The sequence below is a fragment of the Priestia sp. YIM B13489 genome (genome assembly GCF_042787645.1).
GTDB classification, from domain to species: domain Bacteria; phylum Bacillota; class Bacilli; order Bacillales; family Bacillaceae_H; genus Priestia; species Priestia megaterium.
This window is the reverse complement of the sequence record NZ_JBHZOQ010000036.1, coordinates 128,468-145,275: the sequence shown is the minus strand read 5'-3', so window position 1 is coordinate 145,275 and position 16,808 is coordinate 128,468. Positions and strand designations below refer to the sequence as shown.

Genomic DNA, 16,808 nt, shown 5'->3' with positions numbered 1-16,808 from the left:
AAATGATTTCCTTTTTCACAGGAAACTGGGAGTTGATACTATTCTGCCCCATCCAGTAGCTTTAAACCTGATATCAACGGCAGCAGCCCCAAGTAAAATTACATCGCATGTTTTACACCTTTTTTAACAAGTACCCAGTTAGCTGGATAGCTTGTACAAAAGCCAATGATCATGGCGATTTGCATCATAAACCAAAAGACCGCGCTGTCTGGTTTGGGTGCCTGTGCAAAAAAGACATAATGTGATAGAGCCATCCAGCCGAACATCCCGATTTCAAAGGCAATAAGAGACCACGTATCCGCTTTTACCGCATTTTTCAACTCCTCTTTTGAGCTAGTATCTTTCATACTCATGCCGTAGTATTGAAAAGCAATTCCCGCTATATAAGCAAGAATAAATTCCGCTACGTAATCCGCAAAAAGTACGCTTCCAGCAATCGTCCATCCTGTTAAAAATACAATCGGTGCACCAATTAAATCTCCAATCGAGCACCCGCTGCTGCAGTGCGTAGTCGATACAAAAACACTTTGCCAAAAAGGCTTTTCACTATGATGGTGCTCATGATGATCTTCATGGTTACCGTGCATATGTTCAGAGGAATGATGAGCGTGATTCTGTTTTTTTCGATCTTTACGCCCTAATTTAAAGTAAAACCATATCCCGGCGACAGGAAAATAGAGACCCGTAATAGGCCACACAATATTCATCACAAACATCATCTGCGGATGCCTGATCACGTCGATTGTAATAACTAAAAATTGAATAATTCCAATTGCAATAGCTATATAAGAAAGTATTTCTAGCCAGCTCATGTACTACACTCCTTTAAGATTTATCTATCAACTACATACCCTCCACCCCTATATTTAAACATAAAAGACCACCTGCTCATTTTTATTATGTTTAATAAACCAAACGATAGTCTAATGTAATAGAGAGAAGAAAAAATAAGGAGGAATTTTACAATGTCTAACGAAAATTATCAAACTGTTATTCAAACGCTCCATGACTGTATGAGTGCCTGCAACCATTGTTTTGATGCTTGTCTAAAAGAAGAAAATGTGGGTATGATGGTGGACTGTATCCGTTTTGATCGAGAATGTGCAGATATTTGCGGATATTTAGAACAAGCTCTAGAAAGAGGAACTCCTTTCGTTGCTGAACTGGCTGGGGTTTGCGCCGAAATTTGCGAAAAATGTGGAAATGAGTGTAAGAAACACGATCATGACCACTGTCAAAAATGTGCGGAAGCTTGCTTGAAATGCGCGGATGAGTGTAGAAAATTAGCTGCATAATCTTTGGAACATAAGAAAGCTAGAACCCTTGAAGCGCATTTCAGGCATTAAGGGTTCTTTTTAATGTATTGGAAAAGAGAAGACATCACGCCACCTCAGGACAGAATCTATAGACTCCCTAAAAAATGAATAAACTTTTTAAGACTTTGAGAGCGCTGCTTCCCTTTCTTTACTACAAAATCAATATGAACGTCTTCTGAAAGCTCTTGATATTCAATGCTTTTCATATCACCACGAGAATTTACTACGCTAGCCGGGACTACACTCATGCCTATTCCATCACGAACGCCTTGTAAAATAGCTTCTAATGAATCAAATTCCATAATATTGGCTTTATGTATATGATGTTCTTTTGAAAACTCTAATAGTCTGTTTCTATAGATGCAGTTTACATCACTATTAATGAGTAACGTTAGTTGACCTGTTTCTACTCTCTCTGCGGATAGAGGTGAAATAAGCACCATTTTTTCTGCATAGTGATAAACCGTTTCAAACTGAGCCTCATTATAGATACCGCTAAGAAAAAGTCCGTCAATTTCTCCGTACGAGAGCATTTCTTGTAAGACTTGTTTTCTATCTGTTTTTATTTTAACTTCAATATTTTGTTGTTCTTTCAGAAAAGATGAGAATAAAGAAGGAATTTTAATAGCGGAAATCGTCTGCGAGGCACCAATAATCAAGGATCTTTTAAACTTATTCGGATTAACTTCTGCTTTAGCTTCCTCCATTAAACGTAAAATACGCTGTGCGTAGTCAAACAAAGCTTCCCCTTCGTTTGTTAACGTAACTCCTCGATTCGTACGTATCAATAATTTGGTGTCTAATTCTTCCTCTAGATTTTTAATCCGCTGGCTGATATGCGGCTGCACATATCCTAATACCTCCGCAGCTTTTGATAGTGACTTTGCTTCTGCTACACATTTGAACATTCGTAAGTCTTGGCTTTCCAATTTTAATTCCTCCGTTGCTATCATTTTAAATGATACCTCTCTTAGTATTACCTATTATATCCTTTTTTCCATCGAAGATATAATAAAAGATGTTAAGAGAAAGGAAGGTTTATAGAAATGATCGATTTTAAAAATAAAGTATTTATTATTACGGGCGGCGGCACTGGTATAGGCAAAGCAACGGCTTTAAAGTTAGCTGACATGGGCGCGAAACTTGTTATAAACTACAGCAACTCAGAAACAGAAGCGAAAAAAGGTGTAGAGGAGATTGCTGAAAAAGGAGGCATAGCGTTTGCTTTTAAAGCGAATGTAGCCAACGAGCAAGAAGTAAATGCAATGATTCATCAAACCATTACACAATTCGGACGGTTAGATGGATTAGTGAATAACGCTAGTATTACAGCTCAAATCCCCATGAATGACTTAGAGTCTGCAACGGATGACATATGGAACTCTTTATATGATGTAAACGTAAAAGGCATGTTTCACTGTGTAAAAGCAGCCGTTCCACATATGAAAAAGCAAAAGTCAGGGGCGATTGTTAATGTAGGAAGCGTTGCGGGTACAACTGGAACCGGCTCCTCTATTCCCTATGCAGCAACAAAAGCAGCGATTCATACGATGACTAAGTCGTTAGCGATTGCACTGGCACCAAATATTCGAGTAAACTGCATCTCTCCTGGTGCAGTCGACACAAGATGGTGGTCTGGCAACGAAGATAAAATGTATCAGCTTGCAGGAAATCTACCTCTTCAGCGCATTTCTTCTCCTGAAGATATCGCAGATGCTATTCTGTTTCAGTTAAAGCAAGAGTCCGTGACGGGCCAAGTATTTACGATTGATAACGGGCAAGCTCTTTAAGCATACGTGAATATTCCTAAAAAATAACCCCACTACTAGCAAGCAATAGTAGCGGGGTTCTAACAAGGCTACTGATTCAACCTCTATTTCCCCAGTGAAAACCCTTCAAACAGCCGGCCTCCATGTGGTGCTAACACTTTATCCACCAGTTGAATTACTTTATCTTTATTCCCTGTTTTATAAAAGGTATCAAATGCCTCTACAAATTCTTTACTAAAGCCTTCATTATAGTCATTCAAAGACCGAACAATCCATTTAGAATCCCCGATCCAATGACCGTTTGTTCTTAAAACAAATTCATGCGTTATGTAAGCGAGCGTATTGGCGATAAAAAGTGATTCACCTTTATTTGAAGAACCAATTAAATCATCTAAGGCATCACTTATAAAATATCTTTTTAATCTAATCGTCTCTTCCGGCCATTTTTCTGGGCCTTTTTCTAGTAATTGTGCAGCTTCTTTTTTTATAGCCTGCATCACTCCTTTATCCTCTAAAATAATTCCCTCGGAAATCATTCTTGGGAGTGAAGGTCTAGCCCTCTTACAATCGCTTTTAAAAAAGGCTTGGTATGAAGTCAGATTATGAGCAAAAACTTCAATTGCCCATCCAAACTCAATGAGGGACTCTCTAAAAGAAGAAGTAAAATTATCATCAAAAATAACAAGATCAAGGTCAGACGTGTGGGTAGCTTCTCCTCTCACCACGCTCCCGGCGAGTAATGCGCCTTGACAGTTAGGGTAATGTTTAAAAATGAATTGTGTAGCTGCTTGCAGCGGTTCTAACCTTTTTAGCTCTTTCATCGTATTCCTCCAGAAAAACAATATATATTGTTTTTCTGGTTAGAACGTGGAAATTCCTTTAAATTAAAAGCTAAGCGTTTGTTTTAATGCCTGAATAGAAGTTCGAACCCCTGCTTCAACTGACATTGTTAAATCTTCCATTTCTAAAGAAACTTCTTCATCATAGCCCATCATCTTAACAACAGAGAAAAACTCTTTCCACCACTGTAAATCTTGACCACAGCCTACGGCCACGTAATTCCAGGCTCTATTTGCTACATCCGTCACTTCTTTTGTTTCCATCACTCCGTTCACTCCTGATAGATGTCTCTCAAGGCGCACGTCTTTTCCATGAACATGGTGAATGGCTGCTCCTAATTCTCTAGCTGACAAAATAGGATCTGCGCCCATCCAGATTAAGTGGCTTGGATCTAAATTTAATCCTACGATAGGTCCTACCGCATTACGAAGTTTAAATAACGTTTCAGGGTTATAGACTAGTTGAGAGCTGAAGTTTTCAAGAGCGATTTTTTCAATATCGCAGGCTTCAGCTTTCTTAACGAGCTCTTTCCAGTAGGGGATGGCTACTTCATTCCACTGGTAATCTAAAATCTCTTTTAACACTGGAGGCCAGCTTACTGTATACGTAATCCAGTTTGGAATCTTGTCTTCAGGACTTCCGGCTGGTAATCCGCTCATCATGATCACTTTCTTTACACCTAATAACTTTGCCAGTTCAAACGTTTTATCCGTTACTTCCCGATGTTCTCTTCCCAGTTCACCTGGATCTAAAGGATTTCCAGAACAGTTTAACGCACAAAGCTTGATGTTACGCTTTTCTAATGCATGTAAAAATTCACTTCTCTTATCATCACTTTCTACTAATTCATTTAGTTTTAAATGAGGTGCCGGAGACCAACCCCCTGTGGTCATTTCGATTGTATTGATTCCCATCTCTGTGATTACATCTAACATTTCTTCAAAAGGCAAATGTCCTAAACTGTCTGTTACATAAGATAATTTCATTGTCTTCTCCTCCTAAAAATTTCGTCCGCAGCTTTTAATCTCAATAAGCTAAAAACACTGATTGTAAACGTTTTTATTTAATTTTAATAAAGTATAGCTATTATTATATAATTCCGAATCTTAATCGTCTTTGCTTTAAGAAGACTACTTTTTATCTTTTCAGGACATTTTTGAACCCTTATTAGTTTTATTCCATAAAAATAACTCTCCTCTGCTTGGGACACATGTAAGCAAAGAAGAGTTGGCTAATCTTTATATGCAGTTGTTTTTAATTTTGTATATAGGTTACGAAAACGTCCTGGTGAACTGCGCATTGAAGCTGTAAAAACCCGCGTAAAGTAGTGAACATCTGGAAATCCTGTTTCTTGAGCAATATCTCTAATCGATAAATCAGTTGTTTTGAGCAGTATCACAGCTCTTTTAATTTTTTCATTTTGTACATATTCCGAGTAGCTGACACCTAATTCAGTTTTAAAGAGACGAGACAGATGCCGGCTAGATAGGTGTAAATGAGTCGCTGTATCCGTAAGTTTAATAGAATTGGCTAGATTATCTTTAATGTATAATTTTGCAAGATTAAGGGTTAAAGAAGATGTCTTTTGAACAGCTTTCTGATAATGGTAATTTAAAGGAAAAACAAAAGTATTTATGAGCGAAAGAATAAGAGAATGAGCTAAATTTGTTAGTATTTCTTCAAAAAAGACATCTTCTCCTTTTGCGGCATGGTTCAAAAGAAACTTCCAAATGAACGGAGCCGTTCCATCTTCTTTTACATCTATTACTACTTTAGAACATCGTTTAGCTTCTTCTATTAGCTTGATGCACTTTTCAGTTGATTCTGATTCAACCAGTTCAAAGCCTACATACAAGAGAAAAAGACTCTTATCGCTTTTTATGTGGTGTAATACGCCGGGCTTTGAAAGAAATAGTGTATTTTCTTTTACCGGATAGGGACGCCCGTCGTCTATATAAATTCCTTTCCCTTCAAGCACGTAACACACCTCAAAGAAAGAGTGCTTATGAGGGACATTATCATAGTGCTTGGGCATAACTCCCCAATAGTGAACGTGAAAAGACGCTCCGTTTCCTTGTGTACGATGGACACGTTCATTTAAAGAAATTTTCCCCGCGATAAGATTAGCTGTCATATGCTTCACCCCCTTCTTATCTGAAGGAATCTGTAATTTATAAGAAATTTCAGAATTTAAATTCCGTTAAAATGTGAACATGATTGATGACGATGATTAGCCGTTTTATGTCTGACAGCTTAACTAGTTACAGAAGATGGTTTTATTTCTTTAATTGTTTTGACGATAAACACCGGAACAGGCAGCAGGCTGAGTTTTCCTAATGAAGTAATGATGCGAATATACTTCATTTCACCTTCCACATCAATTTCATCTCCGATACTCCAGCATTCCATTGATTTTTGGCTAAGAACAGGAAGAATTTTCAGTGCATCGCCATCAAAGGAGATGTTATCTTTCACCTCTAAAAAAGAAAGATGATCCATTCTTTTATAGTGATGCTTTGGATATGTTCTTTTTTTGAATACTGTTCCCTTAATCCTCACTAAAGTCACCTTCTCTTTTTTATCAGAGTATTCCTTCCGCTTTGCTGTAAACAAGAGAAGACAAAGATGATGGTCTCTCTTGTTTACTTCTTAGCAAAAAACATCATAGCATGTAAACAGCACTAGTTAATTTTCTTAGCTGAGCCTTCAAGCTGGATAAAATTTTTCACTGTAGCTTTACTTCCGCAAGACTCGCGTACGATTAGTTCATCTTTTAATACAAACTTTTTTTGTTCTAAGGCTTTTCCGCTCATTAATCCAAGCAGTAATTCCATCGCTTTTTTTCCAATTTCATATTTAGGCTGCTCAATTGTTGTAATATGCGGTTCAATGATATCCGACATTTTTGAGTTATCAAATCCTACTACAGCTATATCTTCAGGCACTTTTAACCCGCTGTCTTTTGCGGCTTTTATCGCTCCGATCGCCATTTCATCGTTAAAAACAAATACGGAAGTTGGCCGTTGTTCTAACGATAATAAGCGAATCATTTGATGATAACCGGACTCTAGGCTAAAATCTCCTTCTTGAATAAAAGCGGAATCCACAGATAAATCGTGGCTAATCATCGCTTGGCGGTATCCTTTTAATCGATCACGGCTTAAGATAACATTCATAGGACCAGTGATATGCGCAATTTTGGTATGCCCAAGGCTTATTAAATGCTCCGTTATTTTTCGCGCCCCGCTAATATTATCAATAGATACGGTAGAAATATCTAAGCCATCAATGTACTCACACGCAAGAACCGTAGGGAACTGTCTGGAGACTTGTTCAATTCTGTCTTTATCCATGCGGGCTGTTAGAAGGATCATGCCGTCCGCTTGCTTTTGGAATAATAAATCAACAAACTCTCCTTCTCGCTCAATGTCATTTTCTGTATCTCCTAAAATTACTCGGTAACCGCTGTTAATCGCCGTATGCTGAATTCCTTTAAGAACTTCAGAAAAAAACGGATGGGTAATATCAGGAACAACTACTAAAATGGTTTTTGTTTCTTTTTTTCTAAACTGTCTTGCGATGATATGGGGCTGATAATTTAATTCTTCAATGGCTTTTAAAACTTTTTCCTGCGTTTCTTTGCTTACTAGGTGGGGCTGACTAAGAACTCGCGAGACAGTAGCTGGAGCTACATTAGCTAGTTTGGCCACATCACTCATTTTAACTGACATACGTTCACTCACCTTTATCTGTAGTAATTAACATTTTATAATAAAAAGTTCTATCCGTTTTGCATCTATCTTTATTATACATTACTAGCATAATAAAGCCTCTCTTTATCATCATGATGGAGTCCGAATAGAACAATTAAGACTATTTTAAACTAGCTATGCCCACAAGTTCTGATCTTCTTTCAAGCATAAATCATGAAAAGTGATGCAAAACATATCTTGTTATGCTTCGCATCACTTCAGTCAATCACGTTAAATGTTTAGGCCTTCTTTAATATTTAATCCTTCTCTAATTGACTTTAACGTTACTTCGTTTGACCATTCCGGTCGATCAGGGTAAGCAAATACAGAGTTTGTTACGATGCCGTCAAATTTAATTTCTCTTAATTTGCGATACAGTGCGTCAAAATCAATTTCTCCTTCACCAGGATTTAAATGCTGGTGAATCGTTACTTTCGCATCAGGTGGATTTACAATATAGCGCAGTCCAAACGCTGCTTTATGGTTAAGAGTATCGGCAATCAGAACGTGTGCAAGCAAATCACCTGCTTCATCAATATGCTTTGCTACATCGCCAATGCCATCGTCATAAAAGAAAGCATGAGGGACAGAATAAACTAATTTAATCCAGTCTTTGTCCAGCGCACGAATCATTGCAATAGCTTCTGTGTTTAACTCAATAAAATCATTTGGATGCGATTGAAGGTTAAGCTTAATTCCTTCTTTTTCAAAAATCGGCATCAGCTCTTCCATCGATTTAACAAAAGCCGCTTCGCTTTCAACAGGGCGGCTCTTGTCGCCGCTGAACTCACTGTTCATTAAATCTACTTCCAGCTCAGAAGTAATTTCGATTGTACGCTTCCAGTTCCTTACTGCCGCTTCACGTTCCTGCTCATTTGGTGAAGACCACTGCTGTACCGGAAGCACAGACGAAATCTTTACCCCCGCATCGGCACAGTATCTTTTTAAGTCTTTTATACGCTGTCTATCAACTTTTGGATATTCATAAAACCAAATAAAATCTTTGCGCGGAGATAACTCTACGTATTCATAGCCTAATCTTGCCACTGTATCAATCGTATCTTTTAAACTTGTATTGTCACGGTAATGTGACGGATCATATGCTAAACGCAATGTAAGGCTCCCCTTTCTTTTATGCACACCAGACGTGTCCATCCCCTAATTTTTAATTAAGCTGTTTTGTAAGCAAACCGTTTTTACAATTACAGTTTGCCTGCTGCAGCTAACGTTTTATGGTAGAAATCAGGACGTTCACCTAACGAAATAGGAACAATGTTTCCTGATTTTTTCGCTTCTAAGCAAGCATCTGAAGTAACGGCCGCAACGTAACCGTCCCAAGCAGTTGGTCCATTCACTTCGCCTTTAAGCGTTGAGTTAATCCAGTCTTGCAGCTCTGTATCATAAGAGTCAATGAATCGATCTTTCCAATCTACTAAAATTTCAGTAGATTTTTTTGCTTCACTGCGCAACACGACGCTTGAAGGCTCAGGTAAATTAGCGATTCCTGTTTCTCCTACTACTTGACATTGAATATCATAGCCGTACTGGCAGTTGACAAAAACCTCAGCATCGATTCGAACGCCTTGCTTTGTTTCAAGCAGCACCATAATTGGATCTTGCAGATGTTCAAGTGCCTTGCTCGTTTTTCGCGGTGCCACGATTTGAACAGATACATAATCGTCATTTAATAACCAGCGCAAAACGTCAATTTCGTGGATGAATGTATCAACGATTGACATATCACCCGTGTATGTATCAGGTACCGTAGGATTTCTGTGTGCGCAGTGAACCATTAATGCTTCACCAATTTGCCCGCTTTCAATCACTTTCTTTAAAGCGCGATACCCTGTATCGTAGCGGCGCATATAACCAACTTGCACCAACGGCTTGCCGTGTGTAATTTCAGCGTCAACGATTCTTTTACAGCCTTCTGCCGTTGTAGCAAGCGGCTTTTCGCAAAATACAGGTTTTCCAGCTTGAATCGCTGCCAGCACAAACTCCTCGTGCGTCGGCCCCCAAGAAGTCACAACAACTGCATCTACTTCTTCTGATTTAATTAACTCATGTCCATCATCGTAAATAACGGCATCCAAGTTTTGATTTTTTACAACAGCTTTTGCTTGTTCTTGATTTACATCCGTAACCGCAACAATTTTTCCGCCTGATAACGTATTTGTAATTCTTCTAATATGATCTTGTCCGATTGCTCCTGTTCCAATAACACCAATTTTCAACACCATAATCTATGGCCTCCTTTAATATGTGAGCTTTAAAAATAGAAATAAATGCTTGGTTCCACGTTTTATTTTGCTTTAAAAACTTTATATGACGCTTCTTTCTTATCCCATGCCGCTGCAAAAGCAGTAGCGGTTAACCCTAAGGCTGCTGCAAAAAAGAAGCCTGCTTTAAGTCCCGTCCAAGAATTTAATATTCCTGCAGCAAAAGGACCTCCGAATATTCCTAACGCATACAGCGCTTGGTAGCCTCCCATCGCCGTAGCTCTCTTTTCTGCAGCTATTCTTTCAATAGACATTCCTAGCATAAGAGGAAACACTAATCCTAATGAAAACCCGTTCACGCTTTGAATGATACAAAGCAAAAGTTTATTTTCCGTCATAGGAATCATACAGGTAAAGAATGCAGCCAGAAAAAAGGCGGCCTTCAAGATGCTCCATTTTCCGAAGCGCCAAACAAATAGCTTTTCCATAATAAGAGGAGCAGCCGCATGAGGGATCATAAAGGAAAAGACAATCAAACTCAGCTCGCTCTCTTTAAATCCTGCGCTTAATGCGTACGCAGGAGTAAAACCAAACATGGTCGTGAAAATAATGCTGTGTGCTAGAATAGATAGAAGCGAAATTTTTAATAGCGACGGCTCTTTTATTACGCTCATTAATTCTTTAAGCTTTATAGGCGATCTCTTTACGTTCTCTTTGGGCTCGTAAATGAAAAGAGAAAGAATAGCGCCTATTACACTCAAGATTGTTCCTATCCAAAACGGAGCATGCCATCCCCACTCATTTATAATGTAACCGCTTAAACTCATACCCAAAAGCTGAGCCAAAACCACTATAAACGAAATGATATTCATAGCACGAGTAGTTTTTTCACGTTCAAAGTAGCTTGAATATAAAATCGTAAAGGCAACCCACGTTGCTGCTGCCAATCCAGCCAAGCAGCGTGATATAAACACGCCTATTAAGCTATCGGTCAACGAAAATAGCAGGCAGCTTGACATGCTGGCTATCATGCCGAAGATAACAAACGGTTTTCTCACTTTCACAAAGTCTGAAAAGATCCCGAGCGGCAAGCGACATAATAGCTGCATGAGTCCATAGCTGCTTAACACTACACCAATAAAGGCATACTTGCCTCCCAGCCCTTCCATATAAGGAGACAAAATAGGTACGTAAATAAACTGCGAGAACCAAAAGATAAATGAAACGGCTGCAAAAAGATACTTATCTTTGACGGTACTTATAGCACTCAACTAATCACTTCCATTTTGTTGCGACGAAAAAACCGACTTTTATTTTTTTATACGATTGTACTACAGGGTACTAGCAAATGTCGCTAGTATCCCATCGTACGATAAGTAAATTCTTAGTAGCGTGCCGTAACCATTTTCTTTCTTGTATAAAACTCTACGCCGTCCGTACCGTTGGCATGAAGATCGCCGTAGAAAGAGTCTTTCCAGCCTGAGAATGGGAAGAACGCCATAGGTGCCGGCACCCCTACGTTCACTCCTAGCATGCCTGAATCAATATTTTCACGGAACTCACGTACGCTTGCGCCGCTGTCTGTATAGATACAAGCTCCGTTTGCGAATCGAGAATTATTAGCAATGTCAATTGCTTCTCCTAATGTTTTTACACGCACGATAGAAAGCACCGGTGCAAAGATTTCGTCTTGCCAGATTTTCATTTCTTGTGTAACGTTATCAAAAATAGTGGGTCCAACAAAATAGCCGTTCTCTTTTACCGCGTGATCTTCTCGGCCGTCACGAACTAAGCGAGCTCCTTCTTCTACGCCAGCTTCAATATAGCTAAGCGTACGTTCTTTATGGTTTTCACGAATAACCGGCCCTAAGAAAACATCTTTTTCTAATCCGTTTCCAATGACAATATTGTTTGATTCTTGAACAAGTCGTGAGATTAATTCATCTGCCACGTCTTCTTGCACCGTCACGACAGATGCTGCCATGCAGCGTTCACCTGCTGAACCGAAAGCAGCTCCGATAATTTGTTTTGTTGCTACGTTTAAATCTGCATCGTTTAATACGATTGAGTGGTTTTTAGCACCCGCTAATGCTTGAACACGCTTTAAGTTTTCTGTACCTTTTTTATACACATATTCAGCTACTGGCTGTGAACCTACAAACGAAATTGCTTTCACTAATTTATGTTCAAGAAGGCCGTTTACCACATCATGCGCGCCGTTGACAATGTTTAATACGCCTTTTGGCAATCCAGCTTCTTCAAATAATTCTACTAATCTTGCTGCTAAAAGCGGCGTGCGCTCAGACGGCTTTAATACAAATGTATTACCGCAAGCAATTGCAAGAGGGAACATCCAGCAAGGAACCATCATCGGGAAGTTGAACGGCGTGATCCCGCCAATAACACCGATTGGATAGCGATACATGCCAGACTCAATGCCCGTTGCAATATCAGGAAGCTGTTTTCCCATCATTAACGTAGGAGCACCCGCTGCGAATTCTACACATTCAATTCCGCGTTGTACTTCTCCGCGCGCTTCATTAAAGCTCTTTCCGTTTTCAAGCGTCACAAGCTTCGCTAACTCGTCCCAGTTATCTACTAATAGCTGCTGATATTTAAATAGAATACGCGCACGTTTTGGCACCGCAGTTTTTGCCCATCCTTTGAAGGCTTCATTTGCAGCTTGCACCGCTTGATCTACATCTGCTTTTGTGGAAAGAGGTACCTCTGCAATGACTTCACCCGTTGCAGGATTATAAACTGGTTCTGTCAGACTTGTAGATGAATCCACCCATTCGCCGCCAATATAGTTTTTTACTGTTTTTACTGTTGTTTGTGTCATGTTCATTCTCCTCTCAATTTTTGATTACGCTTGTTGCAGAACTTCTTCGGCTGTATCCATAAACTGCTTAATTTCTTCTACAGTTGGCATTGCATCTGAAGAACTGTGTTTTGAAATAACGATGGAAGCAGAAGCACCGCCAAATCTCATCGCTTCAGGAATTGTAAACCCTTGCATTAACCCGTAGATAAAAGCAGATGCGTAAGAGTCGCCAGCTCCAAATGTTTTAAGCACTTTCGTTTTAAAGATGCCGCCTCGATGAGACTGGCCGTCTTTTGTATAAGCAATCGACCCTTCTCCTCCATGCTTGATTACGACAATCTTAGCATGATGGGAAAACCATCGTTCAGCTGTAACTTGATCATTTGATTCTTCATAATTTAAAAGCTTTTCCATCATATCGAATTCTTCTCGCGTACCGATAATTACGTCTGATTTTTCTGCCGCTAAATTATAGTAGACGGCAGTCTCAGCTTCTGATTCCCACGTATACGGCCGGTAGTCGACATCAAAGAATACGACTACGCTATGTTTTCTCGCATATTCAAGAGCAAGAAACACGGCTTCTCTTGAAGGACTTTTAGCAAGAGCTGTTCCAGAGATAAGCAGCGCTTTTGATTGCTTAATATACTCTTCAGAAACTTCTGTTGGATGGAGCTTTAAGTCTGCCACGTTATCACGGTACATCAGGATGCTGCACTCTTCAGGACTTTTAATTTCAGTAAAGGCCAGTCCCGTTACAGCTCCTGTTTGATCAACTACAATGCCTTCCGTGTTAATGTTATTTTGATTTAAATATCTAGTGCTGAAGCGGCCCATTTGATCATTTGACACTTTTCCAATAAAGCCTGTCTTCATTCCAAGCCTTGAAAGACCAATAGCGATGTTAGCAGGAGATCCTCCTACGTATTTTGTAAACGTCATCGTTTCTTCCATCGGGCGATTAAATTCATTTGCATTCAAGTCGATGCAAAGCCTTCCTACTGCAAGAAGGTCAAATCGCTTTTGTGAATCAAATGTTAAATAACTCATAGTCACGTCGTCTCCTTACTTTAATGCTAATTTTTCTTCCATAATCCATTCATGGTCTTTGCTATTATTAAATTTCCATGTTCGCACAGGACCAGCCATGACGTTTAAATAATAAACTTCATAACCTGGAGGAGCAGATACCGGATGATACCCTTTAGGAACCAAGACTGCATCTCCATCTTTAAGGACCATTGTTTCATCTAGAGATTGATCGTCCGTATATACTCGTTGAATCGCAAATCCATGTCCTGGGTTGACTTTATGATAATACGTTTCCTCTAAATACGATTCATGCGGCAAGTTGTCTTGATCGTGCTTATGAGGAGGATAGCTTGACCAGTTTCCTTCCGGCGTAAACACTTCCACTACCAGCAGACTATCGGCCGGCTTTTGTTCAGGAAGAATATTATGGACTTGTCTCGCGATATTTCCTGCTCCGCGATGCTCTACGCCTACATCTTGCGGCGTAATTAAACGAGCAGGGTATGTACCTTTTCCAGGTGCTGCGCAAACCGCAATTTCCAAGTCGGTTACAGCTTCTACTTCATAGTGATCATCATTCGATACATATACGGAGTACGGAGGGATTTTTTCAAAGATATTCATTCGCTGTCCGATGTTTTCCCATTTCTCTTCTTTTGTAGAAATGTTGGACTTACCGGTTAAAATCACAATACAAATCTCTTGATTTTCCGTATTTTTTTTAAGCTTTTGGCCTTTTTTTAATGAGTAAACGTCAAAGCCAATGTACTCCCATCCTGCAGATTGTGGGGTGATGCTTAGTACGTTTCCATCACTGTCAGCTGTTTGTGTTGGTACGATTAAATCAGCCATTCCTTTCCACACCTTTCTATTTCTTATTTTTTAACGTGTTTATGCTAGGGACACTCTTTAATCAAGCAAACTGGATATTCTAGCTTTTTAAAAGATTAATATTTTCTTGCCTTTTGTAACTGGCTTTCTTTGCCTTCAAACGCCGTTTGAACGTTTGAGCTTTCAGATACGGCTGCTACTCCTACATGCCACCAAGAATCGTAGCCGTCCGTCATTGTTTTTGGAAGAACTTTAATGTCAATCAGTGTACTAACACTTTGTTTTTTTGAATCTTCAATGGCATATTCAAGTTCTTCCATCGTATACACTTCGTATGTTTTGGCTCCGTACGCAGCTCCAGATTGAGCAAAGTTGATGCGCATAATATCTCCATCAAGCTGCCCCGTCCGCGGGTTACGAACGCGGAACTCTGTGCCGAAGCTTTCAATTCCATTATCCATCTGCAAGTTGTTGATGCAGCCAAAGCCGGAATTATCAAAAAGAACAATATTTATTTTAATTCCTTCTTGAATGCTCGTTACCAGCTCACTATGAAGCATTAAGTAGCTTCCGTCTCCTACCATTGCATACACTTCTTTATCCGGCTCAGCCATCTTAGCGCCTAAGGCAGAAGCAATTTCATAGCCCATACATGAATATCCGTATTCAAGGTGATACGTATTACGTTCATTTGAGATCCACATACGCTGAAGGTCACCTGGGAGGCTTCCCGCTGCACATGTAATAATAGAATCAGGTGCAATTAGTTCGTTTACTTTGCCAAGCACAGTCGTTTGGACAAGTTCGGTGCTTAGGCTATCTTTATACTCCGACAGGCTGTGATCAAAATGCCCTTTAATTTCCGGAATAAATTCTTTGCCTGTGTATGCAATATTTTTTAAACGAGTCAGCTCTTGATTCCACTTTAATTTGGCTTCTTCAATTTCAGTTTCATAGCCTGATTTATAACCTTCTAATGCAGACGAAAGAGCTTCAAGACCCACTTTGGCATCCGCGACAATTTTAGTAGCCTCCAATTTTGATGCGTGAAATTCAGAAATGTTAATGGTTAATACATCCGTCTCAGCGTAAAACAGCTTTGAAGAAGTTGTGAAATCTGTAAAACGTGTCCCCACGCCAATAATTAAATCCGCAGATTGCGCTATTTTATTAGCAGCGCTGTTACCTGTTACGCCAACTCCTCCTAGATTTAAAGGATGATTGCTTTCAAGCCCGCTTTTTCCAGCTTGCGTTTCGCTAAATGGAATATGAAACTTTTCAGCAAATGCAGCAAATGCATTCGCAGCCTCTGAATAACGAACGCCGCCGCCTAAAATAAGAAGAGGCTTTTTCTTTGATTTAATCAGCTCCACTGCATTTCTGATACTTTCTTGCGAAGGCTCGCGGCGTTCGATCAGGTGGGTACGCTCACGGAAGAAACTTTCTGGAAAATCCCACGCTTCCCCTTGTACATCCTGCGGCAGCGCAATTGTAACGGCTCCTGTATCTGCCGGATCTGTTAATACACGCATCGCATTGATCATAGCCGACATCAGCTGTTCTGGACGGCTTACTCGATCCCAGTACTTGCTGACGGACCGGAAAGCATCATTTGTAGAAAGAGATAAATCATGCGTCTGTTCAATTTGTTGAAGAACCGGGTCCGGCTGGCGAGTGGCAAACACATCGCTTGGCAAAAGCAGCACCGGAATATTGTTTGCAGTAGCTGTCGCAGCCGATGTAACCATATTCGCTGAACCTGGACCAACGGAAGAAGAGCAGGCCATGATTTGCTTTCGATGTTTTTGTTTGGCAAAGGCTACTGCAGCATGAGCCATTCCCTGCTCGTTTCTGCCTTGATATACTTCAAGGTCGCCTGGGTTTTCCTGCAGCGCTTGCCCGATCCCCACTACATTTCCATGTCCAAAAATGGTGAATACTCCTTTGATAAAACGCTCTTTTTTTCCATCAAACTCTACATATTGCTGATTTAGAAATTTCACTAAAGCTTGACTCGTTGTTAATCTTATCGTTTTCATATACCTTCCTACCTTATCTTCTGAAATTGATCACCATCAGATTGATTTTTCTACCCTTTTTTCACATTTTTAAATGAAATCGATTTCATTTAATGCAATAAATGAGGTTCTACCCTTTTACTTCCTAGCTCTTTCCTTTGTTTCAGCTACTATTTAGCGATGAGACAAACACTTTCATCCCCTGTA

The 16,808-nt window shown here is 39.8% G+C and carries 16 protein-coding genes; 2 read left to right on the top strand and 14 right to left on the bottom strand.

The features are described 5' to 3' along the window. Positions 1–98: 98 nt before the first annotated feature. Positions 99–812 carry a DUF4396 domain-containing protein gene (locus ACFX4W_RS02610; protein WP_043981210.1) on the bottom strand — a complete coding sequence of 238 codons (714 nt, stop codon included), beginning with the start codon at positions 810–812 and terminating at the stop codon, positions 99–101. Between the two features lie 153 nt (positions 813–965). Between ACFX4W_RS02610 and ACFX4W_RS02605 the strand changes: the two genes are divergently transcribed. Then, positions 966–1,295, top strand: a complete 330-nt coding sequence (locus tag ACFX4W_RS02605; protein WP_028409479.1) for a four-helix bundle copper-binding protein — start codon at positions 966–968, stop codon at positions 1,293–1,295. A 107-nt stretch (positions 1,296–1,402) separates the two neighbouring features. Here ACFX4W_RS02605 and ACFX4W_RS02600 read toward each other — a convergent pair whose 3' ends face one another. After that, positions 1,403–2,245: a LysR family transcriptional regulator gene (locus tag ACFX4W_RS02600; RefSeq protein WP_280560028.1), complete on the bottom strand. Its 843-nt coding sequence runs from the start codon at positions 2,243–2,245 to the stop codon at positions 1,403–1,405. A gap of 117 nt (positions 2,246–2,362) precedes the next feature. On the opposite strand from ACFX4W_RS02600, the gene ACFX4W_RS02595 reads away from it, so the two are divergent. Then, the gene (locus tag ACFX4W_RS02595) at positions 2,363–3,106 is read left to right on the top strand and encodes an SDR family NAD(P)-dependent oxidoreductase (protein ID WP_280560030.1); all 744 of its coding nucleotides are present in this window, start codon (positions 2,363–2,365) and stop codon (positions 3,104–3,106) included. 83 nt (positions 3,107–3,189) lie between these two features. Here the strand turns inward: ACFX4W_RS02595 and ACFX4W_RS02590 are convergent, their stop codons facing one another. The 12 genes from ACFX4W_RS02590 to iolD form a co-directional block, all read right to left on the bottom strand. Beyond that, positions 3,190–3,906 (bottom strand): nucleotidyltransferase domain-containing protein, encoded by a 717-nt coding sequence (locus tag ACFX4W_RS02590; protein ID WP_280560031.1) that lies wholly within the window; start codon positions 3,904–3,906, stop codon positions 3,190–3,192. A 63-nt stretch (positions 3,907–3,969) separates the two neighbouring features. After that, positions 3,970–4,911 carry a sugar phosphate isomerase/epimerase family protein gene (locus ACFX4W_RS02585; protein WP_098965374.1) on the bottom strand — a complete coding sequence of 314 codons (942 nt, stop codon included), beginning with the start codon at positions 4,909–4,911 and terminating at the stop codon, positions 3,970–3,972. A gap of 245 nt (positions 4,912–5,156) precedes the next feature. Beyond that, positions 5,157–6,059 carry an AraC family transcriptional regulator gene (locus ACFX4W_RS02580; protein ID WP_280560032.1) on the bottom strand — a complete coding sequence of 301 codons (903 nt, stop codon included), beginning with the start codon at positions 6,057–6,059 and terminating at the stop codon, positions 5,157–5,159. Between the two features lie 119 nt (positions 6,060–6,178). Next, positions 6,179–6,484, bottom strand: a complete 306-nt coding sequence (locus ACFX4W_RS02575) for a hypothetical protein (RefSeq protein ID WP_043981198.1) — start codon at positions 6,482–6,484, stop codon at positions 6,179–6,181. A 122-nt stretch (positions 6,485–6,606) separates the two neighbouring features. Then, complete coding sequence (locus ACFX4W_RS02570; protein WP_043981196.1) at positions 6,607–7,656, bottom strand: LacI family DNA-binding transcriptional regulator; 1,050 nt, start codon at positions 7,654–7,656, stop codon at positions 6,607–6,609. 252 nt (positions 7,657–7,908) lie between these two features. Further along, on the bottom strand, positions 7,909–8,790 hold the full coding sequence (locus ACFX4W_RS02565; protein WP_043981194.1) for a sugar phosphate isomerase/epimerase family protein: 882 nt from the start codon (positions 8,788–8,790) through the stop codon (positions 7,909–7,911). Positions 8,791–8,879: 89 nt separating this feature from the next. After that, positions 8,880–9,917, bottom strand: a complete 1,038-nt coding sequence (gene iolG / locus ACFX4W_RS02560; protein WP_280560033.1) for a bifunctional inositol 2-dehydrogenase/D-chiro-inositol 1-dehydrogenase — start codon at positions 9,915–9,917, stop codon at positions 8,880–8,882. Between the two features lie 62 nt (positions 9,918–9,979). Further along, positions 9,980–11,167, bottom strand: a complete 1,188-nt coding sequence (locus ACFX4W_RS02555; RefSeq protein ID WP_377559224.1) for an MFS transporter — start codon at positions 11,165–11,167, stop codon at positions 9,980–9,982. Positions 11,168–11,280: 113 nt separating this feature from the next. Beyond that, positions 11,281–12,738 carry a CoA-acylating methylmalonate-semialdehyde dehydrogenase gene (locus ACFX4W_RS02550; RefSeq protein WP_043981187.1) on the bottom strand — a complete coding sequence of 486 codons (1,458 nt, stop codon included), beginning with the start codon at positions 12,736–12,738 and terminating at the stop codon, positions 11,281–11,283. A gap of 24 nt (positions 12,739–12,762) precedes the next feature. Continuing rightward, complete coding sequence (gene iolC, locus ACFX4W_RS02545; RefSeq protein ID WP_280560035.1) at positions 12,763–13,770, bottom strand: 5-dehydro-2-deoxygluconokinase; 1,008 nt, start codon at positions 13,768–13,770, stop codon at positions 12,763–12,765. A gap of 15 nt (positions 13,771–13,785) precedes the next feature. Then, complete coding sequence (gene iolB, locus ACFX4W_RS02540) at positions 13,786–14,604, bottom strand: 5-deoxy-glucuronate isomerase (protein WP_165574867.1); 819 nt, start codon at positions 14,602–14,604, stop codon at positions 13,786–13,788. A gap of 95 nt (positions 14,605–14,699) precedes the next feature. After that, a complete protein-coding gene (gene iolD, locus ACFX4W_RS02535; protein ID WP_162214673.1) occupies positions 14,700–16,622 on the bottom strand; it encodes a 3D-(3,5/4)-trihydroxycyclohexane-1,2-dione acylhydrolase (decyclizing) in 1,923 nt (640 codons plus the stop codon). Positions 16,623–16,808: the final 186 nt, after the last annotated feature.

Bases quoted from the DNA above. Each gene is read 5' to 3' on its own strand.
- ACFX4W_RS02570 (WP_043981196.1), bottom strand. From the start codon at position 7,656: ATGTCAGTTAAAATGAGTGATGTGGCCAAACTAGCTAATGTAGCTCCA.
- iolC (WP_280560035.1), bottom strand. From the start codon at position 13,770: ATGAGTTATTTAACATTTGATTCACAAAAGCGATTTGACCTTCTTGCA.
- ACFX4W_RS02590 (WP_280560031.1), bottom strand. From the start codon at position 3,906: ATGAAAGAGCTAAAAAGGTTAGAACCGCTGCAAGCAGCTACACAATTC.
- iolG (WP_280560033.1), bottom strand. From the start codon at position 9,917: ATGGTGTTGAAAATTGGTGTTATTGGAACAGGAGCAATCGGACAAGAT.
- ACFX4W_RS02580 (WP_280560032.1), bottom strand. From the start codon at position 6,059: ATGACAGCTAATCTTATCGCGGGGAAAATTTCTTTAAATGAACGTGTC.
- ACFX4W_RS02605 (WP_028409479.1), top strand. From the start codon at position 966: ATGTCTAACGAAAATTATCAAACTGTTATTCAAACGCTCCATGACTGT.
- ACFX4W_RS02585 (WP_098965374.1), bottom strand. From the start codon at position 4,911: ATGAAATTATCTTATGTAACAGACAGTTTAGGACATTTGCCTTTTGAA.
- iolB (WP_165574867.1), bottom strand. From the start codon at position 14,604: ATGGCTGATTTAATCGTACCAACACAAACAGCTGACAGTGATGGAAAC.
- iolD (WP_162214673.1), bottom strand. From the start codon at position 16,622: ATGAAAACGATAAGATTAACAACGAGTCAAGCTTTAGTGAAATTTCTA.
- ACFX4W_RS02595 (WP_280560030.1), top strand. From the start codon at position 2,363: ATGATCGATTTTAAAAATAAAGTATTTATTATTACGGGCGGCGGCACT.
- ACFX4W_RS02550 (WP_043981187.1), bottom strand. From the start codon at position 12,738: ATGACACAAACAACAGTAAAAACAGTAAAAAACTATATTGGCGGCGAA.
- ACFX4W_RS02610 (WP_043981210.1), bottom strand. From the start codon at position 812: ATGAGCTGGCTAGAAATACTTTCTTATATAGCTATTGCAATTGGAATT.